Consider the following 24,384-nt stretch of genomic DNA (forward strand, 5'->3'; position numbering starts at 1 on the left):
GACGTGGGATGTCGGTGGGGGTGGATAGGCTTTTCGGGTGAGTGATGGGTTGTTCGATCTTCCGGGTGCGCCGGCGCCTGCTCGTGGGGGCGGGAGTCTGGCGGACGTGGACCACACCGCGGCGCCGCTCGCGGTGCGGATGCGGCCGCGGAGCCTTGACGAGTTGGTCGGGCAGCAGCATCTGCTCGCGCCGGGGTCGCCGCTGCGGCGGCTGGTGGAGGGCGACCAGCCGATGTCGCTGCTGCTGTGGGGTCCGCCGGGGACCGGGAAGACCACGATCGCGGCCGTCGTCTCGCATCAGACCAACCGGAAGTTCGTCGAGCTGTCGGCGGTGACGGCCGGCGTGAAGGACGTCCGGCAGGTGATCGACGGCGCCCGCCGCGACCTGGCCCGCGCGACCGGCACCGTCGAGACGGTCCTGTTCATCGACGAGGTCCACCGCTTCACGAAGGCCCAGCAGGACGCACTCCTGCCCGGAGTCGAGAACCGTTGGGTGACTCTCGTCGCCGCGACCACGGAAAATCCATTTTTCAGCGTCATCTCCCCGCTGCTGTCCCGCAGCCTCCTGCTCACGCTCGAGTCGCTGACCGACGACGACATCGCCGTACTGCTCGATCGGGCACTGACCGACGAACGCGGCCTGAACGACGAGTTCGAGCTGGCCCCCGACGCCCGCGACCACCTCCTGCGGATGGCAGGCGGAGACGCGCGCCGCGCCCTCACGTACCTGGAAGCGGCCGCCGGTGGGGCCCGGGCCAAAGAGGCGAAGGTCATCGACCTGAAGACCTTGGAGACGGCGGTTGATCGGGCTGCGGTGCGGTACGACCGGGCCGGCGATCAGCATTACGACGTGGCGTCGGCGTTGATCAAGTCGATCCGGGGGTCGGACGTCGACGCGGCGATGCACTACCTGGCCCGGATGATCGAGGCGGGGGAGGATCCGCGGTTCATCGCGCGCCGGCTGGTGATCTCGGCCAGCGAGGACATCGGGATGGGCGACCCGACCGCGCTCGGGGTCGCGGTCGCGGCGGCCGAGGCGGTGCAGCTGATCGGGATGCCGGAGGCGCGGATCAACCTCGCGCAGGCGGTCGTCGCGCTCGCCCTCGCGCCGAAGTCGAACGCGGTGATCATGGCCGTCGACGCGGCGATCGCGGACGTGAAGGCGGGCAAGGTCGGGCCGGTACCGCCGCACCTGCGGGACGCGCACTACGCCGGCGCGAAGAAGATCGGCCACGGGTCCTCGTACCAGTACTCGCACGACGACCCGCGCGGCGTCGTCCCCCAGCAGTACGCCCCCGACGTGATCGACGGTATCGACTACTACAACCCCACTCGCCGTGGCGGCGAGGCGTCGTACGCGGACCGTGTCGCGGCGATCCGCAAGATCCTCCGGGACCGTAAGTGAGCCGGACAGCAGACCACGTGGCCGCGTTCAACGAGGCGGTCCGGACCGGGGACTGGGACACCTTCGCGGAGCGGTTCGCGGAGGACGCGACCATGAGTTCCGTACAGGTACCGGCCGGACCGTTCGAAGGTCGGACAGCCATCGCGGCGGCGTACCGGGAGAATCCTCCGGACGAGACCATGACGCTGATCGAGGACGGCGACGAGCGGGCGCGTTTCCGCTGGTCGGGCGGCGGTACCGGCTCGATGGAGCTGCGCTGGGCACCCGACGGGACCGTTCAGGCACTGACGGTGAGCTTCGATTGAAGCGCTCGACTGGATAAGCTGCCTGTCGGCCTGGGGGCGAAAGGGTTTGCTGGTGAGGCAGTTCCGCCTAGGTCGACATGTCCGGAAGTTCGGTGCGCGGCACAGCCGCCGGCGCGTACCGGTGCTGAAGTTGGGAGCGGTCGCGGCTGTCGTGGTCGCGTTGGCCGGCGCCTGGTTCTTCGTGCCGTCCAGATCGCACGACACGGCCGATTCGCAGGCTCTGCGGCCCACGGGTTCGCCGGTCGAGCGGTCGCAAGGTACGTCGCGTTCGAGCACCAGGCAGTCCATTCCCGTGGGGAGACCGATGCAACCGGTGTCCCCACAAGGTCCGACGATGACGCCGATGCCGCCGGGGTCAGTTCCGGCTCGAAACACCCCTGGCAGTACGACGCCGAGCCCCGGCACGTCGAGCACGACCACCCGGACGACAACCACGAACCCGTCGACCAGTTCATCAACGACCAGCCCGCCCAGCACCACGACCCCAAGCACGACGCCGGCCTCGCCGTCGACGACGCCCAGCAGCACTCCCTCGGTCGCGTACAAGAACTGCGCCGAGGTCCGGGCCGCCGGCAAGGCGCCCCTGCACCGCGGCGATCCGGGCTACACCCCGGAGCTCGACCGCAACGGCGACGGAATCGCCTGCGAACGCGGCAATTCCTGAGCGTCACCGACTCGTCGCGGATCCGGGCGATCCGGTTTGGTGAGCGACTGTGATGTGAGGGATGGTGTCCTGGAGCGGAGTGCGGTATGGCCGCGCGATAAGGTCATGCGGTCCACAAGGTCCATAGGGTGGGCACAAGCACGAGGTCGCTACGGAAGGTGGATCGTTTCCATGAGCGTCGGTGAAGTCGCGGGGCTGATAGCCGCCTGCGCGCTGCTCATCCTGGTGGGCCTGCTGGCCTATCCGATCCTGAAGCTCGGCAAGGTGTTCGACGAGACCCGGATCATGGTGAAGGGCGTCTCCGATTCCAGCGTCCCGCTGCTCGGCGAGGTGACCACCACGGTGGCGACCACGAACGCCCAGCTGGCCAAGGTGGACACGATCACCGACAACGCGACCACCGTGACCACGAATGCGGCTGCGCTGATGTCGCTGTTCTCGGCCACCGCGGGCGGTCCGCTGGTGAAGGCGGCCGCGTTCACGTACGGCGTCCGCCGGGCACTCGGTGAGCAGCAGCGCAAGGACGTCGCCAAGCGCGTCAAGGACGAGATGAAGGCCGAGCGGAAGGCACGGAAGCGGTGAAGCGGATCTTCTGGCTGATCATCGGGATCGCCGTCGGCGTGTACGCCGTCACCAGGCTGAAGAAGCGTGCCAAGGTGCTCGCCCCAGCGGGAATGCAGGAGTCCGCGGCCAAGCTGGCTGCCGCGGTCCGGCACTTCGGCGACCAGGTCCGTGAGGGCATGGCCGAGCGCGAGACCGAGCTGCGGGACGCGCTCGGCATCGAGGACACCAACGATCGTGAGGACTACCGGTAACACCCATGGAAACCAGTGAGATCAGGCGGCGGTTCCTGCAGTACTTCGAGGACCGGGGCCACACGGTGGTGCCGAGTGCGCCGCTGCCGTCGCCGGACCCGAACCTGCTGTTCAACGTGGCCGGCATGGCCCAGTTCGTGCCGTATTTCGTCGGCCAGCAGACCCCGCCGTACCCGCGGGCGACCAGCGTGCAGAAGTGTGTCCGCACGCTCGACATCGACGAGGTCGGCAAGACCACCCGGCACGGCACGTTCTTCCAGATGAACGGCAACTTCTCCTTCGGCGACTACTTCAAGGAGAAGGCCATCGAGTACGCCTGGGAGCTGGTCACCAAGCCCCAGAACGAGGGCGGCTACGGCTTCGACGAGTCGGTCCTGTACGCCTCGGTGTACTACGAGGACGACGAGGCGATCGACATCTGGAAGCGGGTCGCCGGGCTGCCCGACGACCGGATCGTGCGGCTCGGGATGAAGGACAACTTCTGGTCGATGGGCATCCCGGGCCCGTGCGGCCCGTGTTCGGAGATCCTGATCGACCGCGGCCCGGAGTTCGGCGCGGACCGGGACTGGGAGGCGGGCGACCGCTACCTGGAGTTCTGGAACCTGGTCTTCATGCAGAACATCCGCGGTGAGGGCGGCGGCAAGGAGGGCTACCCGATCCTCGGCGAGCTGCCGAAGAAGAACATCGACACCGGTCTCGGCCTGGAGCGGGTCGCGTACCTCCTTCAGGGCGTCGACAACATGTACGAGATCGACGAGATCTACCCGGTGATCGAGCGGGCGTCGGAGCTCAGCGGCCGCAAGTACGGCGTGGAGCACGTCGACGACGTCCGGTTCCGGGTGGTCGCGGACCACGTCCGCAGTGCGCTGATGCTGATCGGCGACGGCGTCACCCCGGGCAACGAGCAGGGCGGGTACGTCCTGCGCCGCCTGCTCCGCCGGGCGATCCGTTCGATGCGGCTGCTCGGCTACGAGGACCCGAGCCTGGTCGAGCTGCTCCCGGTGAGCCTCGAGCAGATGAAGAAGTCCTACCCGGAGCTGGTCACCGACTTCGGCCGGATCAGTCAGGTCGCGTACGCCGAGGAGGAGGCGTTCCGCCGTACCCTCACGGCCGGTACGACGATCTTCGACGTGGCGGTACGCGACACCAAGGCGTCCGGTGCGCACCAGCTCGAGGGCGCCAAGGCGTTCCAGCTGCACGACACGTACGGCTTCCCGATCGACCTGACCGTCGAGATGGCCGCCGAGCAGGGCCTGAACGTCGACACCGAGGGCTTCAAGAGCCTGATGAAGGAGCAGCGCGAGCGGGCCAAGGCCGACGCGCGGGCGAAGAAGGCCGGGCACGCGGACACCTCGGGGTACCGGGAGCTGCGGGACAAAGGTGTCACCGAGTTCACCGGCTACCAGGAGCTGTCGACCGACTCGCAGGTCCGCGGCCTGCTCCGGGAAGGCCAGGTGGCCGAGTTCGCCGAGCAGGGCGAGACCGTCGAGGTCGTGCTGGAGAAGACCCCGTTCTACGCCGAGTCCGGTGGTCAGATCGCGGACGAGGGCCTGATCGTCGGCGACGGCCTGAAGCTGAAGGTGCTCGACGTGCAGCGGCCGGTGAAGGGCCTGATCGTGCACCGGGTCGAGATCCTCGAGGGCGTACTGCGTCCGGGCAGCGACGTGCACGCCCAGGTCGACCACGAGTGGCGCGTCTCGGCCTGCCAGGCCCACTCGGGTACGCACGTCGTGCACGCTGCGCTCCGCCAGGTGCTCGGCCCGAACGCGCTGCAGAGCGGTTCGTACAACAAGCCCGGGTACCTGCGGCTCGACTTCGCCTGGACGTCGGCGCTCGACCCGGCGACCCGTTCGGAGATCGAGGAGGTCGCGAACCTCGCCGTACGGCAGGACCTCCCGGTGTCCGCGCAGTACATGACGCTGCCGGAGGCCCGCGACTGGGGTGCGCTGGCACTGTTCGGTGAGACGTACGACGAGCAGGTCCGCGTGGTCGAGATCGGCGGCCCGTGGTCGCGCGAGCTCTGTGGTGGCACGCACGTGAAGCACTCGTCGCAGGTCGGCGCACTTGCCGTCACCGGCGAGTCCTCGGTCGGCGCCGGGGTCCGGCGGATCGAGGCGTTCGTCGGCATGGAGGCGCTGCACTACCTCGGCAAGGAGCGGGCGCTGGTCCGGCTGCTCAGCGAGAACCTGAAGACCCGCCCGGAGGAGCTGCCGGCGAAGGTCGCGGACCTGTCCGAGCGCCTGCGCGCCGCGGAGAAGGAACTCGAGCGGATGCGGGCGGCCCAGGTGCTGCAGGCCGGTGCCGAGCTGGCGAGCAACCCGAAGGACGTCTTCGGTGTGCAGTTCGTCGGCCACCGCGCACCGGACGGTGTGAACGGCGGGGATCTGCGCAAGCTGGCCCTGGACGTCCGCGGCCGGATGTCGAACGACAAGCCGGTCGTGGTCGCGGTGCTCAGCGTGAACGACGGCAAACCCGGCATGGTGGTCGCGCTCAACGACACCGCCCGTGAGTGGCGGCTGAAGGCCGGCGACCTGGTCCGGATCGCGGCCGAGAAGCTCGGTGGCCGGGGTGGCGGCAAGGACGATGTCGCGCAGGGTGGCGGCACGGACGCGGCCGGTGCCGACGACGCGCTGAGCGCCGTCGAGCACGCCATCGGCCACCAGGTCACGGGCTGATGGACCACCGCTGATGAGACGGGGCGTGCGGATCGCGCTCGACATCGGCGACGCGCGGATCGGCGTCGCCAGCAGCGATCCGCACGGGATCTTGGCGACTCCGGTGGAGACTGTCAGGCGCGGACCGGGCGATCTGGATAGGATCGCGGCACTCGCCGCCGAACTGGAGGCGTTCGAGATCGTGGTGGGGCTGCCGCGTTCCCTGTCCGGGGGCGAGGGGCCGGCCGCGGCGAAGATCCGGGAGACGGCGGAGCAGGTGCAGGACAAGGTGCGCGAGAAGAACTCGGGGACGGCGGTGCGGCTGGTGGACGAACGGTTCACCACGGTCACCGCCGAACGGCAGTTGCGGGAACGGGGCAAGAAGGGCTCCAAACGGCGTGCGGTGGTCGACCAGGCCGCGGCGGTCGTGATTCTCCAGCACGCGCTCGACCTGGAGCGTGAGACCGGCAACCCACCCGGGAGGCCTCTGTGAACGGACCATCGGTGGACGAAGACCTGAACGAGGGCGAGGAGCAGCGCGACGACCTGGGCAATGATCTGGGAAGTGGCCTGGGCCTGCGCGCCGAGAGCCGGGTGGAGCGGCGGGCGAGCCGGCGCCGGGCCCGTGGCCGTCGCGCCTTCGGTTGCTTCGCCGGCCTGGTCTCGCTGCTGGTCGTCGGCGCGATCGTGGCCGGTGCCGTGGTCGGTTTCGGCAAGGGCAAGGACGCGCTCGCCGGGATCTTCTCCGCGCCGGACTACCAGGGGCAGGGCACCGGCACGGTGGTGGTGGAGATCTCCAAGGGCCAGGCGGTCTCGTCGATCGCGGACACCCTGGAGAAGAAGGAGGTCGTGAAGAGCGCCCGTGCCTTCGAGCGGGTGGCCCGCGACGACCCGCGGTCGCTGCAGATCCAGGCCGCGACGTACACGCTGCGCAAGCACATGTCCGCCAAGGCCGCGCTCGACCTGATGCTGAACACGGCCGAGTCGGTGCGGGTGACGCGGATCAGCATCCCGGCCGGCAAGACCAAGGCCGAGGTCGCGCTGATCCTGCAAGGCTCCAAGATGAAACTGCCGGCCGGTGCGGCCGCGAAGGCGCTCGGCAACCCGGCCCTGCTCGGCCTCCCCTCGTACGCGAACAACAACGCCGAGGGCTTCCTGTTCCCCGGGACGTACGACGTGCCGAAGAACGCGAACGCGTACACGATGCTCAAGCTGATGACGGCCAACTACGCGAAGGCGGCCGCCTCGCTGGATCTGGTGAACAGCGCGAAGCGGAAGGGCCTCGAGCCGTACCAGGCCGTGATTGTGGCGAGCATCATCGGCGCCGAGACCAACCGCCCGCAGGACTACCCGAAGGTCGCGCGGGTGATCTACAACCGGCTCGCCGCCGGCATGTACCTCGGGATGGACTCGACCGTGCACTACGTGGTCGGCAAGGACGGCGGTGTCTACACGACGCCCGAGCAGCGTAAGAACCCCTCGCCGTACAACACGTACAACCACAAGGGTCTGCCGCCGACGCCGATCAACTCGCCGACCCGCGAGGAGCTGAGCGCGGCGATCAACCCGGCGCAGGGCTCCTGGAAGTACTTCACCCTGGTCAACCTCGACACCGGCGAGACCGCGTTTGCCACCACCTACGCCGAGCACCAGGCGAACGTGCAGAAGCTGCAGACGTGGTGCCAGGCACACAAGGGGCGGTGCTAGCTTGACCCGTTGCGCCGTTCTCGGTTCGCCGATCGCGCACTCGTTGTCGCCGGCGATGCATCGGGCCGCGTACGCCGCGCTCGGGCTGGACTGGACGTACGACGCGTTCGAGGTCGAGGAGGACGAGCTGCGCGGATTCGTCGCGTCGCTCGGCCCGGACGTCCGTGGGTTGTCGTTGACGATGCCGTTGAAGCGGGTCGCGCTCGACCTGGTGGACACCGTCGATCCGGTCGCGCAGCTGATCGGTGCGGCGAACACGATGATCTTCGAGCCGGACGGGTCCCGCGCGGCGTACAACACCGACGTACCGGGGCTGGTGAACGCGTTCGCCGAGCAGGGCATCACGGCCGCGGAGACCGCTGTCGTTCTGGGTGGTGGCGCGACCGCCGCGTCGACGCTGGCGGCGTTGCGCGGGATGCAGGTGCGCGAGGTGACTGTCGTCGTACGGGACATCGCCAAGGCCGAGCGGTTGCGGGATCTGGCAGCGGAGTTGGGACTCCGTACGTCGGTGGCGGACTTCTCGCAGGTGGAGCAGATCGGCGGCTTCGACCTGTGTGTGTCGACGTTGCCCGGTGGCGCGGTCGACCCGTGGGCCGAGCACTTCGCCGGCGTCGCGCCGGTGGTGTTCGACGTCGCGTACCACCCGTGGCCGACCCGGCTCGCGATCGCGGCGCACCGGATCGGTACAGAGCTGTTGAACGGACTTGACCTGCTCGTGCATCAGGCGACCCTCCAGGTGGAGATGATGACGGGTAGGTCGCCGGCTCCTCTGGCGGCCATGCGGACTGCTGCCCGTGAGGAGCTGGGGGATCGTGAGCCTGCTTGACCGTCGCACGGTCCTGATCGCCGGTGCCGCCGTGACGCTGGCCGGCTGTGGCAACGCCAAGAAGGACGCCGGCGGTACTACGCCTTCGCAGACGCCAACAACGGCGCCGTCGACCACGGCACCGCCGCCCAGTTCGACAGCGCCGAGCGCAACCCCTAGCAGCACCCCTAGCAGTACGTCGTCCACCTCCGCGCCCACCCTGACCTCGGCCGCGCCCGGCTGGACGAGCTTCGGCAAGTCCCTGAAGGGCCGCCTGTACCTCGCCTCGACTCCCGGGTACGCCGCCGCGCACCAGCTGTTCAACCCGCGCTGGGACAGCGTCCGCCCGACGGCCGTGGTGAAGGCCGCGGCGCCGTCCGACGTCCAGAAGGCGATCGACTTCGCCCGCGCCAACAAGCTCGTACTGGTCCCGAAGAGCGGCGGCCATTCGTACGTCGGCGCGTCCACCATCCCCAACGGGCTTCAGTTGGACGTCGGCGGCCTGAAGAGCATGAGCTACGCGAACGGCGTCCTCACCGTCGGCGCCGGCGCCCGGCTGTACGACGTCCACGCGTTCCTGGATCGGTACGGTCGCTCCCTGCCGACCGGGACCTGTCCGACCGTCGGTGTCGCCGGGTTGACGCTCGGCGGCGGGATGGGGATCCACACCCGGACGTACGGGCTGACCTGCGACCGCGTGGTGTCGATGGGTGTGATCACCGCGGACGGGAAGGCGCACAACGTCAGTGCCTCCTCCGAGCCGGACCTGTTCTGGGCGCTGCGGGGGAGTGGCGGCGGCAACCTCGGTGTGGTCACGTCGTTCCGGTTCGCCACGATCCCGGCGACCAAGCTCGGGTTCTTCCGGCTGACCTGGCCGGAGTCGCAGGCGGCCGCCGTGGTCCGCGGCTGGCAGAAGTTCGCGCAGACCGCGCCGACGACGTCCTGGGGCAACCTGCACATCGATGCCAAGAGCAACGGAACGTTGTCGGTCCACGTACTCGGGGTCTCCACCACCGGCAACGCGAACGCGGCCGCCGCGCAGCTCGAGTCGTTCGTCGGCGCGAAGGCGTCCGCGCGGAGCATCTCGGTGAAGTCGCACCTGGAGGCGGTGAAGTACCTCGGCGGTGGTACGACGAGTCCGCGGCAGGGTTTCCTCGCCGGTTCCGATGTACTCAAAGCTCCGATGGACGCGGCCACGATCACCGCGCTGCTCGGCGCGGTGAAGGCAGCGGCTAGGGCCGGTACGCCGGCGTCCGCGATCCTCGACCCGCTCGGCGGACAGGCCGCGAAGCAGCCGGCCGGCGGCTCGTCCTGGCCGTGGCGGAGCGCCCTGGCCACGATCCAGTGGTACTCGTCGTCCCAGAACAGCGCCGCGAAGACCTTCATCGCGAACGGTCATCGCGCGGTCCGGTCGCACTCCGCGGGCGCGTACGTGAACTACCTCGAGGCAGGCCGGCCGGTCAGCGCGTACTACGGCGCGAACGCGGCCAAGCTCCAGGCAACGAAGAAGAAGTACGACCCGACCAACTTCTTCCACGCGCCGTACACCCTTAGCTAGCTAGTGTTCCGCCAGTGAAGCTCTGGCGGGTTGTTGCGGGTGTGCTGGCGGTCGGGTTCGTGGCGGCCGGGGTGAGGCCTGCGTGGGCGTGTGCGTGCGGCGGTTACCTGCCGGACGCGCAGTCGCAGGCCCGTGCGTACGGCGAGAACGCTCTGGTCCAGTACACCGGCGGCACCGAGCAGATCACGCTGTCGATGGCCGTCCAAGGTACGTCGAAGAAGGCCGCGTGGATCATGCCGGTCCCGGCCGCGGCCAAGGTCGAGCTCGGCGACAGCGAGCTGTTCTGGCGGCTCGACCGGATGACGCAGCCGAAGCGGGTGGTGAAGAAGACGTACTGGCCGTTCCGTGACCTCGGGATCGGCCGCTCCCGCAACGGGGTCGGCGCGGCGGCACCGCCGTCCGGCGTCAACGTCCGTCAGCAGATGGTGCTCGGCCCCTTCGCGGTCACCCGGCTGACCGGCTCCAGCGGTACGGCGGTCACGGACTGGCTGGGCAAGAACGGGTACGTCGTACCGGCAACGCTCGCCGCGAACCTCACGCCGTACCTGACCGAGAAGTGGGAGATCGTCGCGGTCAAGCTCGCGCCGAAGCGGGACGGGGAGACGCTGTCTGGCGCTACGCCGCCGCTGCGGCTGACGTTCGCGTCGGAGCGGATCGTCTACCCGATGCGGCTGAGCAAGGGCGCCACCACGGCGCAGACCGTCACCGTGTACGTCGCGGCCGAACACCGCGTCGACGCCACGAAGGTGCCGTACGACGGGGTGAAACCGGAACTGTTGTTCGCGGGACGGGTCGAGGACGAGGCGCTGCCGAAGCCTGCGGACTTCCTGACCGCGTACACGGCGACGTACCCAGACCCGAGCCGGATCACCGACGACTTCACGTTCGCGCCGGCCGCGAACGACGACGAGTTCCAGCGGGTCACGTACGTCACCGAGAACGACGGGCTGGTCAGCACGCTGCTGGTGCTCCTCGGCGGCGTACTGCTGATCGGAGCCGGCGCGGTGGTGCTCACGCGGGTGCTGGTCAAGCGGTCCGCTCCCAGACGCTAGGCTGCACGATCGTGCCCTTGCTTGCTGCCGGGATCGGTGTGGTCGTGTGCGGTCCAGCCGCGTACGTCCTCGGTCCCTGGCTGATGCGGCGCATCCCGGAGCCGGTGCTGGACGAGGGGGAAACCAAGACGCTCTACGCGTCACTGGCTGATCCGAGAGCCGCGGTCTGGTGTGGTGGTCTTGCCGCGTTCGCAGGCGGGTTGCTGGGTTGGCTACTCGGTGTTGATGCCGCACTGCCTGCCTGGCTGGTGCTGGCGGTGTCTGGCGCGGTCCTTGGGTACATCGATTCGCGCACGCGGTTCCTGCCGTCGATCATCATCTGGCCGACGTACGGTCTTGTCGGCGTTGCACTGCTCGCTGCGGCGTTTGCTACAGGGGAGTGGGGCTCGTTGCGGCGGGCAGCGATTGCGGGAGCGATCGGGTTCGCGGTGTTCTACGTGCTGTGGTTCGCGTTCCCGCGTGGCGTCGGGTTCGGCGACGTACGGCTGTCCGGGTTGCTCGGGCTGCCGCTCGGGTGGCTCGGCTGGGGGCAGTTCGTGTCCGGGCTGTACGGCGGGTTCTTCCTCGGCGCCGTGGTCGGGATCGTGCTGATCGCGACCCGGGTGATGACGCGCAAACAGATGGTCCCGTTCGGGCCGTTCATGCTCGTCGGGGCGCTGGCCGGCGTACTGCTCGGCGCGCCGTTGGAACGGTTGTACGCCGGATAGTGGAGTACCGCACTCCACCAGATGGTTGATGTGCGGGCACCGCCGCTCTTCCTAGGGTCGAGGTATTCGAACTCTCGGGAGGGAACTTCATGCCAGTCAGTCGTCGTGGCCTGTTGGCCGGAACGGCAGTCGCAGGTGCAGCACTCGCCATCCCTGGTACGGCGTCCGCCGTGACCACCGCTACCGCCGCCGCCGCGGGTAGCAGGATCGGTCCGGGCGACGCCCGCTACCAGGACCTGGTGACCCGCGGGCAGAACCGGCGCTTCGTCGGCACACCGGACTACGTCCGGGTGATCCGGTCGCCGCAGGACGCCGTCGCCGCCGTACAGGAGGCGGTCAGCAGCGGCAAGCGGATCGCGGTCCGCGGCGGCGGGCACTGCTTCGAGGACTTCGTGGACAGCAGCGACATCGAGGTCGTACTGGACATGTCGACGAACAACGACATCACCTGGGACCCGCGGTACCGGGCCTTCTCCGTCGGCTCGGGCGCGATCCTGGAGAACCTCTACAAGGAGCTGTTCTTCGGCTGGGGCGTCACCGTGCCGGGCGGCGGTTGCCTCGGCGTCGGCGTCGGCGGGCACTTCGCCGGCGGTGGGTACGGTCCGCTGTCCCGCAAGTACGGCTCGGTCGTCGACCACCTGTACGGCGTGGAGATCGTGGTCGTCGACGCTGGCGGCCGCGCCCGCACGGTGGTGGCGACCCGCGACAACGAACACCGCGACCTGTGGTGGGCGCACACCGGTGGCGGCGGCGGGAACTTCGGCGTCGTGGTCCGGTACCTGCTGCGCAGCACCGGGTCGACCGGCCGGACGCCGGAGGAATCGTTGCCCAAGGCACCGGCCGCGCTGCGCTCCACGCTGCTGGTGTACGACTGGCCGAAGACCACCCAGGCCGACTTCGTCCGCACGGTACGGAACTGGTTCACGTTCTTCGAGCAGCACAACACGGCCGACTCGCCGTACGCGACGCTCTACGCGCCGTTCGTGATCACGCAGAAGAAGGCCGGCCAGTTCCTGCTGTCCACCCAGATCGACGCCGCCGCGCCGGACTCGGAGCAGCTGATGAACGCGTTCAACGCCGCGATCACGGCGGGCGTCCAGGTCAAGCCGCAGACGATCGACGTCGGCGTCGGGCCGTTCCTGCACCTGACGATGGAGCGCTCGATCGGCGAGACCGCGACGCCGAGCCGCGGCAAGTACAAGGCGGCGTACCTGAAGAAGGGCTACACCGACGAGCAGATCGTCTCGCTGTACAACGCGATCACCGACGAGAACTACAACGGCCCCGAGTCGTCGGTTCTGCTCATCCCGTACGGCGGCAAGGTCAACACCGTGCCGTCCGGCGCGACCGCCGCCGCGCAGCGGGACGTGGTCGCCAAGATGGTGCTGACCGCGTCCTGGGAGAACCCGTCCGACGACGCGATGCACCTCGCCTGGGCGCGCAAGTCGTACGCCGACATCTACCGCGACACCGGCGGTGTCCCGGTGCCGAACGCGATCAACGCCGGGTCGTACATCAACTACCCGGACAGCGACCTGGCGGATCCGGAGTACAACAAGTCAGGGGTGCCGTGGCACGACCTGTACTACCTGGGCAACTACCCGCGGCTCCAGCAGGTCAAGGCGAAGTGGGACCCGGGAAACGTGTTCCACCACAAGCTGTCGATCGAGCCTGCGTAATCACCACCCGGGATAGCGGGTCGTCCACGCCGTGTGTGGCCCGTAGTCGCCGTGCAGGCGGTTGCCCTGGGTGAACTCCAGGGCGAAGTCGTCGGCGAGCTGCAGGATCACCGAACGGCCCTCGACGGTGAAGACGAGCTCTGCGGGGAGAGCCGTCTCACCGTGCAGGGCACCGAGGATGTTGCCGCAGATCGCGCCGGTGGAGTCGCTGTCACCTGAGTGGGTGACGGCGAGCGAGAGGGCGTCGAGGAACTGTTCCGGCTCCGGGTACGCGAGGGCGGCGTACACGGCGATCGCGAGCGCCTCCTCGGCGACCCAGCCGCCACCGAGATGCTCGACGGTGACCGGGTCGGCGGGTGCGGTCGCGGCCAGGTGCCGGGCGAGTACGAGTGCCGTACTGGTCTCCTCGTGGCTCTCATGCCGGACCAGGAGGCTCGTCGCGTTCTCGATCGCGTCGTCGAGCGTGGCGCCGTTGGTCAGCTCGTGAACGATCGCGGCGAGCGTGCCGGAGGCCAGCTTGCCGGTCGGGTGACCGTGCGTGTATCCGGCGGCGTCCGCGGCCGCGTCGAAGACCCACTCAGTCGGGAACAGGTGGGGGAGCAGCCCGAAAGGCGCGACCCGCATGACGCCGCCGCAGCCCTTCGAGTCGTTGACCGCCTGCGCCCCGAACTGCGCGATCTTCGGCTCGCCCTTTCGCGCCTCGGTGAGTGCGGTCAGGCAGGTGTTGCCCGGCGCCCGGCGCGCGTACAGCCACTGCTCGGCCTGCAGCCAGCCGTCCCGCTCACCACTCGGCCCGGTCATCGTCTGCGTGTCGAGCCACCGGTCGTACGCGTGCTGTACGACGGCCACCGTGAAGCCGAGCCCACGATCGGTCCGGACGCTCGCGCGAATCAGCCCCTCGACCGTGAAGAGCGTCATCTGGGTGTCGTCGGTGATCGTCCCGGCCGGCCAGCCCTCGCCGCCGGGCACGAACTCGCGTACCCCGTCCGGGTACTTCGCGACGATCGACCGCCCGTCCTCGAACTCCACCGGTCCGCCCAGCGCGTCCCCGATCGCACCACCCAGCAGGCATCCCCGCACCCGCGCCCGCCACGTCTCCTCGTCCTGCCTCATGCCAAGACCCTATCGATGGTGGTGCCAGCGCTACCCCGAAGACGGGATCTGGGGCCAGTTCGCGCGGAGCCTGCTCCTTCTAGTGTCGTTGTTACAAGCAACCGATCGGCAACCGATCGCGAGAAGGAGCAGACGATGACCACCGCATTCCGTCGTACCGCCGGGCGTCTGGCCGTGGCGGCGCTCGCCACGACCGCCCTCACGGGCGCCGCGATCGCCGGCGGTCAGGCAGCCACGGCCAGTACGACCTGCAAGCACTCCGCGATCGCGAAGACGTTCAACGCCGTCCTGTCCGTCCGCACCGGCCCCACCCATGAGGACCAGGCCTGCGGCTGAGTCTGAGACCGCCGTCCGGACCGTGGGCCGGGCGTGAAAGAATCGGCGCATGCTGCGCTGGCTCACCGCCGGCGAGTCGCACGGACAAGCGCTCGTCGCCGTACTCGAAGGTCTCCCCGCCGGGGTCGAGGTCACCACTGATGACGTGGCCGACGCCCTGGCCCGTCGGCGGCTCGGCTACGGCCGCGGCGCCCGGATGAAGTTCGAGCGGGACGAGGTGACGTTCGTCGGCGGCTTCCGGCACGGGCTGACGCTCGGTAGCCCGGTCGCCATCCAGGTCGGCAACACCGAGTGGCCGAAGTGGGAGCAGGTGATGAGCGCCGACCCGGTCGACGCCGAGACGCTCGCCGGCCTGGCCCGGAACGCCCCGCTGACCCGCCCGCGGCCCGGTCACGCCGACCTGGCCGGCATGCAGAAGTACGGCTTCGACGAGGCCCGCCCGGTGCTCGAGCGGGCGAGCGCCCGGGAGACCGCGGCCCGGGTCGCGCTCGGCGAGGTCGCGGCGCGCTTCCTCCGCCAGGCGTACGGCGTGACCATCGTCAGCCACGTCGTCGAGCTCGGCACGGTCAAGGCGCCGTACGGCGTGATCCCGGCGTACTCCGATGTCGCTCGGCTCGACGAGGATCCGGTGCGCTGCCTGGACCCGGACGCGAGCAAGCAGATGGTGGCCGAGATCGACGCCGCGCAGAAGGCCGGCGACACGCTCGGCGGCGTGGTCGAGGTCGTCGTCGACGGTCTCCCGCCGGGCCTCGGCAGCTACGTGCACTGGGACCGGCGGCTGGACTCCAAGCTGGCCGGTGCGCTGATGGGTATCCAGGCGATCAAGGGCGTCGAGCTCGGTGACGGGTTCGAGCTGGCCCGGACGCCGGGGTCCCAGGCGCACGACGAGATCGTCGCCGAGGACGGTTCGGTACGCCGTACCAGTGGGCGCTCGGGTGGCACCGAGGGCGGGATGAGTACCGGCGAGACGCTGCGGGTGCGGGCGGCGATGAAGCCGATCGCGACCGTACCGCGGGCGCTGCGCACGATCGACACCGCGACCGGCGAGGCCGCGGCGGCGCACCACCAGCGTTCGGACGTCTGCGCCGTACCGGCGGCCGGGATCGTCGCCGAGGCGATGGTGGCGCTGGTGCTGGCCGAGGTGTCGCTGGAGAAGTTCGGCGGTGACTCGGTCGCGGAGACCGCGCGCAACCACGAGTCGTACCTGGCGAACCTGCCGAAGACGATCACCCCGCGGGAGTGGGAGTGAGCCCGCTCGTCGTCCTGGTCGGCCCGCCCGGTTCGGGCAAGTCGACCATCGCCGCGGTGCTGTCCCAGCGGCTCGGCGTCCGGCACCGCGACACCGACGCGGACATCGAGGCCGTCGCGGGCAAGCCGATCTCGGACATCTTCGTCGACGAGGGCGAGCCGCACTTCCGTAAGCTCGAGCGGGCCGCGATCGCGACCGCGCTGCAGGACGACGGTGAGGTGCTTTCGCTCGGCGGCGGCGCGATCCTCGACCCCGCAACCCGCGCAGAACTGGCCGGCCACACGGTCGTCTTCCTGGACGTCAGCCTCGGCGAGGCAACCAAGCGCGTCGGCCTCAGCGTCGCCCGCCCCCTGCTGCTCGGCAACGTCCGCACCCAGTTGCGCAACCTGATGGAAGCCCGCCGCCCCCTCTACACCGAGGTGGCCAAACTGACGGTCCTCACCGACAACAAAACCCCTGACGAGATCGCCGACGAAATCCAGGAGCACCTCGCATGACTGGCGGGCCGACGCGAATCCGCGTCGCCGCGGCGGCTCCCTACGACGTTGTCATCGGCAACAACTTGCTCGGTGAGCTGCCGGTGCTGCTGGGCGACGGGGTGCAGCGGGTGGCCGTCGTCCACCCGCGGGCGCTCCGTGAGACCGGTGACGCGATCCGGGACGATCTGACGGCGTCGGGGTTCACCGCCCACGCGATCGAGATTCCGGACGCCGAGGACGCGAAGACCGCCGAGGTGCTGGCGTACTGCTGGTCGGTGCTCGGGCAGGCCGGGTTCACCCGGTCGGACGCCATCGTCAGCGTCGGCGGCGGAACCACCACCGACCTGGCCGGCTTCGTCGCGGCGACCTGGTTGCGTGGCGTGAAGGTCGTACACATCCCGACCACTTTGCTCGGCATGGTCGACGCAGCTGTCGGCGGCAAGACCGGGATCAACACCGCCGAGGGCAAGAACCTGGTCGGCGCGTTCTGGGAGCCGGCCGGTGTGCTCTGCGACCTGGCCGCCCTCGAGACCCTGCCGAAGAACGACTACGTCAGCGGCCTCGCCGAGGTCGTGAAGTGCGGGTTCATCGCCGACCCGGTGATCCTCGACCTGGTCGAGAAGGATCCGGCCGCGGCCGCCGGCCCGTCGTACGGCGCGACCGAGGAGCTGATCGCCCGCTCGATCCAGGTGAAGGCCGACACCGTCGGAGCCGATCTGCGCGAACGGACCACGGCCGCGGGCGGCCGGATCGGCCGCGAGGCGCTGAACTACGGCCACACCCTCGGCCACGCGATCGAACGCGTCGAGCGGTACAAGTGGCGGCACGGCGCCGCGATCAGCATCGGCATGGTGTTCGTCGCCGAACTGGCCCGCGCGGCCGGCCGGCTCGACGACGCGACCGCCGATCGGCACCGCGCGGTCCTCGAATCCCTCGGCCTCCCGGTCAGCTACCGCGCAGACGCCTGGCCGCACCTGCAGGACGCGATGAAGCTCGACAAGAAGACCCGCGCGGACCGGCTGCGCTTCGTCGTCCTCGACGGCCTGGCCAGGCCGACGATCCTCGAAGCGCCCGACCCGAGCCTCCTGATCGCGGCGTACGGCGAGATCAGTTCATCAGCAGACGGAGGGTGAACTCGAAGCGGTCGGGCCCGGTGCCGGAGATCAGCTCGGCCGCGTGCCGCCGCGTCTCCGGGAACTTGTCCGCGGGCAGTGCGATGAAGCGATCCAGCAGCTCGTCGTGGCTCAGCACCCATTCCTGATCGTCGTCCCGGCGCCGTAGCCGGACCAGCGACTGCTCGAAGGCATACGCGCTGACGTAGAGGGACAGCGCGTCGCGGGTCCAGCCTGCGGTTCGCGGGTCGAGACCGCCCGCGAGCAGGATCGCCAGGATCCCCTCGCCGACCCGCAGCGTTTCCAGGTTGGTCGGCACCACGGCCAGCGCGGCGCGAGAGACTCCGGGGTACTTCAGGTACAGGTCGCGGATCTGCGTGTACACCTCGAGCAGCTGCTCGCGCCACGCGGCCGGGTCCGGTTCGGGGAGTACGACCTCGGAGTAGAGCCTGCCGATCAGCAGCTCGTCGAGATCGTCCTTGTTGACGATGTGCGCGTACAGCGACGACGGTCCGGTGCCGAGGACGGCGGCGGCCCGGCGGATGGTCAGCGCGTCGTATCCCTCGGTGGCGACGACTTCCAGGGCCGCGTCGGTGATCCGTTCGACCGTGATCGGTGGTTTTCTCGGCGCGGCGTCGGTCGCCGTCGCGGGCTGGGCGCGGCGGGCTGCGCGGCGCCGGCGGGGATCGGCGGGCATGCCGGGCACTATACCTTGACACGATCTAAGTTCGTTAGATAGAACCTAGATCGTAATTAACGAACTAAGTTCGTCAAGCGGAGGTGTGATGCGGGTATCCGTTGCCGGAGCCGGTCTGGGTGGTCTCGCGCTCGCGCAGGGTCTGCGTGCTGCCGGGATCGAGGCCGACGTGTTCGAGCGCGATCCGGGAATCGTCGCGCGGTTCCAGGGCTACCGGCTCGTCCTCAACCCGATCGGTTTCCAGGCGGTGCGCGACTGCCTGCCGGAGCGCTGGCACCCGCTGCTGGACGAGATCGTGATGGAAGCCTCGGCCGAGCAGCTGATCCTGGATCCGCAGCTGAACGAGCTCGGTAGGCTCGGCGCGAGCCGGACCGGCATCGTGGTAGATCGGCAGGTGCTGCGGCACCTGCTGCTGACCGGCCTGACAGTCCACACCGATGCCGCGCTCACCGGCTACGACGTGCTGGCCGACGGTGCTGTCCAGGCTCAGTTCGCCCGCCGGGACCCGGTTACTGCCGACCTGCTCGTCGGCGCGGACGGTGTCACCTCGGCGGTCCGCGGGGTGTTGTCGCCGCAAACCGTTCCGACCGACACCGGCGTCCGGTTCGTCATCGGCCGCACCCCGCTCACGGACGAGTTCGCCGGCTTGTCGAAGGCGTACGGTTCGAAGATCGCGGGTGACGGCGTCAGCCTGCTGCTCGGCGCGATGCGCTTCCGGACGCCGCCGAAGCAGGCCGCCGAGCGCCTCGCCCCTGAGGTCGCGCTGCCGGACGTCGGCGACTACGTTCGCTGGGCGATGATCCTGCCGCCTCACGATTCCCGTGCGGACCTGACCGCGCAGAAGGCCGTACTGTCCAGGATTGACGGGTGGCATCCGGATTTGCGCGCACTGATCGAGCAGGCCGACCCGGACAACAGCACGCTGCTGTCGATCCGGGTCGTCAAGCCCGGTGAGCGCTGGGCGTCCGGTCCGGTCACGTTGCTCGGCGACGCGATCCACGCCACCTCGCCCACCGGCGGCAACGGTGCGAATACCGCGCTGCGCGATGCCGACCTGTTGCGCTGCTGCCTGATCGAGGCTGACGAAGGCCGCCAGAGCCTGCTCGATGCGGTCGGCGACTACGAGCGGCAGATGTTCGAGTACGGCGCCGAGGCCGTGCGCAGCAGTCTCGAAAGGCTGCCGGCGTTCGCTCCCGGAGCGAAACTGTAGGGTGATGGATGTGAGCAACCGCGTGCTGGTGCTGAACGGTCCGAACCTCGGCCGGCTGGGATCACGAGAGCCCGAGAAGTACGGTACGACGACGTTCGCCGAGCTGGTCGGCGTGTGTGAGAAGACCGGCGCCGAGCTCGGCCTCGACGTCGAGGTGCGGCAGACCGACGACGAGGCGGAGCTGGTCGGCTGGCTGCACGAGGCCGCCGACACCCGGACCCCCGTCGTCCTGAACCCGGCTGCCTTCACCCACTACTCGTACTCGCTGCGCGACGCGATCGCCCAGCGGACCGCACCGCTGATCGAGATCCACCTGACCAACCCGGCCACCCGCGAGGAGTTCCGGCACACCAGCGTCGTGGCCGGCGTGGCCACCGGCACCATCGCCGGCTTCGGCCTGGACTCCTACCGCCTCGCCCTCCGCGCGCTCACCACCCTCGAGTCGTAACCAAAGTGCCCGATCGGGCATCAGGTGAGTGTGGGCGGCATTCAGGACGCTCGGGTTTGGGGGACAAGGATGACGATTCCGGTCTGGGTGAAGGCGCTCGACCCGCTCTCGCAGTTCGGCCTGGTGTACACCTTGGGGCATCGTCCGGAGGTCCGGCTGATCGACGAACCGGAGGCGGCCGCGGTCGCACTGGTCGCCGTCGACGCGCTCGACGCCGGTGCCGTTCAGGTCCTGCGGGCCGCGACGCAGCGCGGTTGCCGGCGGATCGTGCTGATCGGCAACTCGATCGACGACGACGCGCTGATGACCGCCGTCCAGCTCCGTGTCTGCGGCGTACTGCGTCGTACCGAGGCGACCGGTGACCGGATCGTGCACCTGGTGCAGGCGGCGGCTGCCGGTGACGGCAACCTGCCCGCCGGACTCATGGGCCGGCTGCTCGGTCAGCCGTCGAGCGTGCACCGGCTGCCCGGCGCCGGACTGTCGGACCGCGAGACCCAGGTCCTGCGGTTGGTTGCTGATGGCAAGGACACGCAGGAGATCGCCCGCGAGCTCTCATACTCGGAGCGGACGGTCAAGAACGTCCTCCACGACGTCACCAGCCGCCTTCAGCTCCGGAACCGTTCGCACGCTGTCGCCTACGCCCTCCGCCAAGGCCTCATCTGACAGAGCGACGCGTGATCAGACGCCACGCACAGGCTCCGGCTTGTTCCGATGGAGTGCGGCGCCCGGCCGCGTCTGCTGATCAGTTGTCTTGCCGGTGGCCGTGCCAGACTGCCGCACGTTGTTGGTATCGGTGAGCATCCGAGCCTTGAACGCGTCCCTGAGCGCTCCTCTGGCCTGCGGCGTCGCCTCGGGATCGACGGCCGCGACGACGGTCTCCAGCCGGTCTCGCGCGGCACCCTGCTCGGGGAACACTGCCCGCGCGTCGGTGCAGGCCCGATGCAGCTCGGGAAGGTAGCTCTGGCCATGGAATTCGTCGCCCAGCCCGACGGCCAGCTTTTCCGTGGTCTGCAGCAACCACTGCTGCTGTTCGCCGGTGAGTTCGCCGGTCCGCGCCTGCACAACGGCGTCGGCGAAACCCGGACCGTCGGCCCAGCGGCCGTCGACGAAGTCCTGCTCGTGCAGAACCTGGCTCTGGTCCCACCAGGACCGGACCTCCGCACGGGATATCTGCGTACTCTCGTCCACTGCCACGGCGGATTCGAGGGTGGCGTCGAAGTTCTTGTCCTGGATCTCCTGCATGCAGTACGGCGCCTTCTCGCCGGTCGCCAAGGACTCCTGCAACAAGCGGTCCAGAGCGCGCACCTCACTCACGCACTGCGGACCTGCGACGGAGTGCACCTCGATGCGGTGCGGCTGACGATCCGCCACGTCCGAGGGCCGGCCCAGCTGTTCGACGAAGTCGTTCAGCCGGTTCTGGCCCGCCAGGTTCGAGTCGATGGCCACGTCGAGCCTGTTGTCGCGGGCGTGATCGACCAGCATCGCCGTCCACTCTTTGGTGTCGTCGTCGACGGCCTTGTCGAGCTCTTTCTGCTGCCGCTCGTCGCCGCTGCGCAGTTCGTCGAAGCGTGGATGCAGCGGACGGACCTTGCCGCCACCGATCACCTGCGCCTGCAGGGTCTCGGCGTACGTCGACTTCCCGATACCCGGCTGGCCGTGCAGGAGCACCGCGACAGGCGCGTCGCGCTGTTCGGCGGCGCCGAGCACTGCCGGCGCGACCACCCGGGCGAAATGCTCCCCGTGCTGCTGTTGGGTGAGCAGTGGACGCACTCTGTCCTGAGCCATGTTCGGCAAGCTAGCAACCGGTATGGGTCAGCCTGCGGACTTTTCGTCGTGGTCGAAACGTTCACGGCCGACAACTCTCTCAGCGCTAAGTGAGTTGGCGTTAGGGTGGACGGATGGCAGATCACGTCGACCTGGTGCTCGAGCAGTGGCGCGAGCGGCGGCCGGACCTGGATGCGTCGCCGCTGGGGATCATCGGCCGGATGAGCCGGCTCGGCGCGCTGTTCGACGCCGAGCTGCGGCGGAACTTCGCCAAGCACGACCTGGACCGCGCCTCGTTCGAGGTGCTCGCCACGCTGCGGCGCAGCAACCCCGAGCACAGCCTGACCCCGGCCGGGCTGATGCATGCGTCGATGGTCACCTCGGGCGCGATCAGCCAGCGGCTGGACCGGCTGGAGGCGCGCGGCCTGGTCACCCGGGCGCCGAGCGAGACGGATCGCCGCGGCGTACAGGTGACGCTGACGCCCGAGGGGCTCGAGCTGATCGACAAGGTGCTGCCGACCCACGTCGACACCGAGGAGCAGCTGCTGGCGGGCCTGTCCAAGACCGAGCGCGACCAGTTGGCGGGACTGTTGCGGACGCTGCTGGAATCGCTCGGGGACAAGCGGGACTGACCATGACCGGCGCGGCATCACTGCGAACGGCCCTCGTCCAGCACCTGGTGTCGGCCGGGACGATCCGCGACGTACGGATCGCCGCCGCGTTCGAGGCGGTACCGCGGCATCTGTTCGTGCCGCACGTCCCGTTGCAGCTCGCGTACGCCGATGACGTCGTACCGATGAAGCAGGACCAGGCCGGGGTGCTGACGAGCTCCGTGTCGCAGCCGAGCATTGTCGCGCTGATGCTGCAGCAGGCCGCGATCCGGCCGGGGGACCGGGTGCTCGAGATCGGATCCGGAGGCTACAACGCCGCGCTGATGCGGGACCTGGCCGGCCCGGACGGTGCCGTGACCACCGTCGACATCGACGCGGACGTGACCAAGCGGGCGCGGGCGTCGCTCGACGAGGCCGGGTACGGCGATGTGGCCGTCGTACGAGCTGATGGGGAGTTCGGTTGGCCGGACGCGGCGCCGTACGACCGGATCGTGGTCACGGTGACGGCGTGGGACATCGCGCCCGCGTGGCTGCGGCAACTACGGCCGGACGGGCGGATCGTCGTACCGCTGCGGTTGCGTGGGCAGACGCGGTCGATCGCCTTCGACCAGGTGGGGGAACACCTGGAAAGCAGGTCCACGACGATGTGCGGGTTCGTGAGCATGCAGGGAGCTGGTGCGCACTACGAGCGGTACGACGCGGGTCTGACGTTCGACGAGGACCAGGAGGACGAGCCACACCCGCCGGAGGACGTACTGAGGCTGCGACGTGAGCAGAGCTGGTCAGGGATCCAGGTACCTCGCGAGGAGCCGCTGCTCGATCTGTACCTGTGGCTTGCGAGCACACTGCCCGGCTACTGCGTTCTCACTGGCGACGAGTGGCCGTGGGTGGCGGCCGTCGCAACTGCGGACGGCCTGGCGTACGTGTCCACGCGGGCGGGCCGGGACGAGTCGCTCGTCGAGCTGGGCTGCAGTGGTCACGGGCCGGACGCATGCCTCTTGATGGACCGCATGCTCGAGCAGATGCGTGCGTGGGGCGGTAAACAGCCGACGTTTCAGGTGCATGCGGTAGGTGCTGAACCGCCGGCGGGCTTTCACGTTGCCCGACGGCACAGCTCCATCACCGTGCAGTGGGTGGAGCCGGCCGCGGCGGGTTGCTGACGGTCTGCCAGAGCTCGTCGATGTCGGACCGGTCGTCAGGCTCCGGCGTGTCCACCCAGCCGCTGGCCCAGACGTTGTCCTCGCGGTCGTCCAGGTTGAAGATCGACTCCGCGAACGCGGCGGAACCGACGTAGCGCCCGTCATCCTCGTCGGGCTCGTTCGGTACGGAGGAAGTGGACCGAGTGGACGGCGGCGTCACCAGGGAACGTGCGTACTGCTGCGCCTCGAGGATGCCGAGCTGGCGTTCCTCGCTGAGCAACCGGACGGCGCCGACCTCGTTGCCCGCGTTCATCAGCTCCCGTACCCGGGTGTCCAGGTCCTGCCGCGGGGCCGGCAGATTGTTCTGCGGCGGGCGATGCGCGGGCGGCTGGTAAGGCCCGGGGTTGTACTGCACGGGGAACTGCTGAGCCGGCTGGAACTGACCGGGCGCCTGGTACGCCGTCGGTGCGTACGGCTGGGTCGGTACCTGACCCGGGGGAGCCCACTCGCCCGGTCGGGGTGCCTGCCGGCCCTGCTGAAGCAGCTGCTGCAGCACGGCCGCGGCCTGCTGGCTGCCCTGCGGGGCACCAGCCTGGGCCGGGAATGACGACTGACCCGGCGCGGGGGCCGGAGGAGGTCCGCCAGGACGGGCGGCTTGGGTGTACTGGCCCTGGAACTGGATCGGCTGGTTGCCGCCCTGCTGCGCCTGGATCCGTTCGACCAGCGCCTGCATCCGCTGGCGCTGCTTGGCGTTCGGCTTGGCGTTACGGCCGCCGGACTGCTGCTTCGCCTTGTTGATCAGACCGAGCACGATCATCACCACGACGAAGATCACGAACCCCGTCATCGCACGGCCTCCTGGCACTCGGTGGACG

At 69.4% G+C, this 24,384-nt stretch carries 26 protein-coding genes; 22 read left to right on the top strand and 4 right to left on the bottom strand.

Features of this window, described 5'->3' with window-relative positions; genetic code table 11:
* The first annotated feature begins 37 nt into the window (after positions 1–37).
* The 13 genes from ACZ5BU_RS23035 to ACZ5BU_RS23095 all read left to right on the top strand — a co-directional run bounded on the left by ACZ5BU_RS23035 (position 38) and on the right by ACZ5BU_RS23095 (position 13,351).
* Positions 38–1,405, top strand: a complete 1,368-nt coding sequence (locus ACZ5BU_RS23035; protein WP_465701924.1) for a replication-associated recombination protein A — start codon at positions 38–40, stop codon at positions 1,403–1,405.
* Complete coding sequence (locus tag ACZ5BU_RS23040; RefSeq protein WP_465701926.1) at positions 1,402–1,710, top strand: nuclear transport factor 2 family protein; 309 nt, start codon at positions 1,402–1,404, stop codon at positions 1,708–1,710. Before ACZ5BU_RS23035 ends, ACZ5BU_RS23040 begins: the two co-directional genes overlap by 4 nt.
* Positions 1,711–2,044: 334 nt before the next feature.
* The gene (locus ACZ5BU_RS23045; RefSeq protein WP_465701928.1) at positions 2,045–2,374 is read left to right on the top strand and encodes an excalibur calcium-binding domain-containing protein; all 330 of its coding nucleotides are present in this window, start codon (positions 2,045–2,047) and stop codon (positions 2,372–2,374) included.
* Positions 2,375–2,545: 171 nt separating this feature from the next.
* Positions 2,546–2,956 carry a DUF948 domain-containing protein gene (locus ACZ5BU_RS23050; RefSeq protein WP_167209706.1) on the top strand — a complete coding sequence of 137 codons (411 nt, stop codon included), beginning with the start codon at positions 2,546–2,548 and terminating at the stop codon, positions 2,954–2,956.
* Positions 2,953–3,189, top strand: coding sequence for a DUF6167 family protein (locus tag ACZ5BU_RS23055; RefSeq protein ID WP_465701930.1), 237 nt, complete (start codon positions 2,953–2,955; stop codon positions 3,187–3,189). Before ACZ5BU_RS23050 ends, ACZ5BU_RS23055 begins: the two co-directional genes overlap by 4 nt.
* Before the next feature lie 5 nt (positions 3,190–3,194).
* Positions 3,195–5,864 (top strand): alanine--tRNA ligase, encoded by a 2,670-nt coding sequence (gene alaS, locus ACZ5BU_RS23060; RefSeq protein ID WP_465701932.1) that lies wholly within the window; start codon positions 3,195–3,197, stop codon positions 5,862–5,864.
* 13 nt (positions 5,865–5,877) lie between these two features.
* The gene (ruvX, locus tag ACZ5BU_RS23065) at positions 5,878–6,336 is read left to right on the top strand and encodes a Holliday junction resolvase RuvX (protein ID WP_465701934.1); all 459 of its coding nucleotides are present in this window, start codon (positions 5,878–5,880) and stop codon (positions 6,334–6,336) included.
* Entirely contained in the window at positions 6,333–7,550 is a 1,218-nt protein-coding gene (mltG, locus tag ACZ5BU_RS23070) for an endolytic transglycosylase MltG (protein WP_465701936.1), read from the top strand. The genes ruvX and mltG overlap by 4 nt, the downstream gene beginning before the upstream one ends.
* 1 nt (position 7,551) lies before the next feature.
* Complete coding sequence (locus ACZ5BU_RS23075; RefSeq protein WP_465701938.1) at positions 7,552–8,376, top strand: shikimate dehydrogenase; 825 nt, start codon at positions 7,552–7,554, stop codon at positions 8,374–8,376.
* Positions 8,363–9,913, top strand: coding sequence for an FAD-binding oxidoreductase (locus ACZ5BU_RS23080; protein ID WP_465701940.1), 1,551 nt, complete (start codon positions 8,363–8,365; stop codon positions 9,911–9,913). The genes ACZ5BU_RS23075 and ACZ5BU_RS23080 overlap by 14 nt, the downstream gene beginning before the upstream one ends.
* 14 nt (positions 9,914–9,927) lie before the next feature.
* On the top strand, positions 9,928–10,965 hold the full coding sequence (locus tag ACZ5BU_RS23085; RefSeq protein WP_465701942.1) for a DUF2330 domain-containing protein: 1,038 nt from the start codon (positions 9,928–9,930) through the stop codon (positions 10,963–10,965).
* An 11-nt stretch (positions 10,966–10,976) separates the two neighbouring features.
* The gene (locus tag ACZ5BU_RS23090) at positions 10,977–11,672 is read left to right on the top strand and encodes a prepilin peptidase (RefSeq protein ID WP_465701944.1); all 696 of its coding nucleotides are present in this window, start codon (positions 10,977–10,979) and stop codon (positions 11,670–11,672) included.
* Between the two features lie 170 nt (positions 11,673–11,842).
* The gene (locus ACZ5BU_RS23095) at positions 11,843–13,351 is read left to right on the top strand and encodes an FAD-binding oxidoreductase (RefSeq protein ID WP_465701946.1); all 1,509 of its coding nucleotides are present in this window, start codon (positions 11,843–11,845) and stop codon (positions 13,349–13,351) included.
* Here the strand turns inward: ACZ5BU_RS23095 and ACZ5BU_RS23100 are convergent, their stop codons facing one another.
* Positions 13,352–14,464, bottom strand: a complete 1,113-nt coding sequence (locus ACZ5BU_RS23100) for an ADP-ribosylglycohydrolase family protein (protein WP_465701948.1) — start codon at positions 14,462–14,464, stop codon at positions 13,352–13,354.
* A 135-nt stretch (positions 14,465–14,599) separates the two neighbouring features.
* Here ACZ5BU_RS23100 and ACZ5BU_RS23105 point away from each other — a divergent pair, with 135 nt between their 5' ends.
* The 4 genes from ACZ5BU_RS23105 to aroB are packed head-to-tail and all read left to right on the top strand — an operon-like array spanning position 14,600 to position 17,661.
* Complete coding sequence (locus tag ACZ5BU_RS23105; RefSeq protein ID WP_465701950.1) at positions 14,600–14,800, top strand: hypothetical protein; 201 nt, start codon at positions 14,600–14,602, stop codon at positions 14,798–14,800.
* A gap of 49 nt (positions 14,801–14,849) precedes the next feature.
* Entirely contained in the window at positions 14,850–16,049 is a 1,200-nt protein-coding gene (gene aroC, locus ACZ5BU_RS23110; protein ID WP_465701951.1) for a chorismate synthase, read from the top strand.
* A complete protein-coding gene (locus ACZ5BU_RS23115) occupies positions 16,046–16,546 on the top strand; it encodes a shikimate kinase (RefSeq protein WP_465701953.1) in 501 nt (166 codons plus the stop codon). Before aroC ends, ACZ5BU_RS23115 begins: the two co-directional genes overlap by 4 nt.
* The gene (gene aroB, locus ACZ5BU_RS23120) at positions 16,543–17,661 is read left to right on the top strand and encodes a 3-dehydroquinate synthase (protein WP_465701955.1); all 1,119 of its coding nucleotides are present in this window, start codon (positions 16,543–16,545) and stop codon (positions 17,659–17,661) included. Before ACZ5BU_RS23115 ends, aroB begins: the two co-directional genes overlap by 4 nt.
* On the opposite strand, the gene ACZ5BU_RS23125 is transcribed toward aroB, so the two are convergent.
* Positions 17,636–18,337, bottom strand: coding sequence for a TetR/AcrR family transcriptional regulator (locus ACZ5BU_RS23125; protein ID WP_465701957.1), 702 nt, complete (start codon positions 18,335–18,337; stop codon positions 17,636–17,638). The genes aroB and ACZ5BU_RS23125 overlap by 26 nt on opposite strands.
* Positions 18,338–18,425: 88 nt before the next feature.
* Here ACZ5BU_RS23125 and ACZ5BU_RS23130 point away from each other — a divergent pair, with 88 nt between their 5' ends.
* The 3 genes from ACZ5BU_RS23130 (at position 18,426) to ACZ5BU_RS23140 (ending at position 20,658) form a co-directional block, all read left to right on the top strand.
* The gene (locus ACZ5BU_RS23130; RefSeq protein WP_465701959.1) at positions 18,426–19,547 is read left to right on the top strand and encodes an FAD-dependent oxidoreductase; all 1,122 of its coding nucleotides are present in this window, start codon (positions 18,426–18,428) and stop codon (positions 19,545–19,547) included.
* Between the two features lie 10 nt (positions 19,548–19,557).
* Positions 19,558–19,995: a type II 3-dehydroquinate dehydratase gene (gene aroQ / locus ACZ5BU_RS23135; RefSeq protein WP_465701961.1), complete on the top strand. Its 438-nt coding sequence runs from the start codon at positions 19,558–19,560 to the stop codon at positions 19,993–19,995.
* A 69-nt stretch (positions 19,996–20,064) separates the two neighbouring features.
* A complete protein-coding gene (locus ACZ5BU_RS23140; RefSeq protein ID WP_465701963.1) occupies positions 20,065–20,658 on the top strand; it encodes a helix-turn-helix transcriptional regulator in 594 nt (197 codons plus the stop codon).
* Between the two features lie 15 nt (positions 20,659–20,673).
* Here the strand turns inward: ACZ5BU_RS23140 and ACZ5BU_RS23145 are convergent, their stop codons facing one another.
* Entirely contained in the window at positions 20,674–21,780 is a 1,107-nt protein-coding gene (locus ACZ5BU_RS23145; RefSeq protein WP_465701965.1) for a zeta toxin family protein, read from the bottom strand.
* A gap of 113 nt (positions 21,781–21,893) precedes the next feature.
* Here ACZ5BU_RS23145 and ACZ5BU_RS23150 point away from each other — a divergent pair, with 113 nt between their 5' ends.
* Together ACZ5BU_RS23150 and fxlM are read left to right on the top strand one after the other, a co-directional pair.
* Positions 21,894–22,391 carry a MarR family winged helix-turn-helix transcriptional regulator gene (locus ACZ5BU_RS23150; protein WP_465701967.1) on the top strand — a complete coding sequence of 166 codons (498 nt, stop codon included), beginning with the start codon at positions 21,894–21,896 and terminating at the stop codon, positions 22,389–22,391.
* 2 nt (positions 22,392–22,393) lie between these two features.
* The gene (gene fxlM / locus ACZ5BU_RS23155) at positions 22,394–23,530 is read left to right on the top strand and encodes a methyltransferase, FxLD system (RefSeq protein WP_465701968.1); all 1,137 of its coding nucleotides are present in this window, start codon (positions 22,394–22,396) and stop codon (positions 23,528–23,530) included.
* Here the strand turns inward: fxlM and ACZ5BU_RS23160 are convergent.
* Positions 23,490–24,356: a hypothetical protein gene (locus ACZ5BU_RS23160; RefSeq protein WP_465701970.1), complete on the bottom strand. Its 867-nt coding sequence runs from the start codon at positions 24,354–24,356 to the stop codon at positions 23,490–23,492. The two genes, fxlM and ACZ5BU_RS23160, sit on opposite strands and share 41 nt — an antisense overlap.
* Positions 24,357–24,384: the final 28 nt, after the last annotated feature.

This window comes from Kribbella sp. NPDC031520 (genome assembly GCF_055580825.1).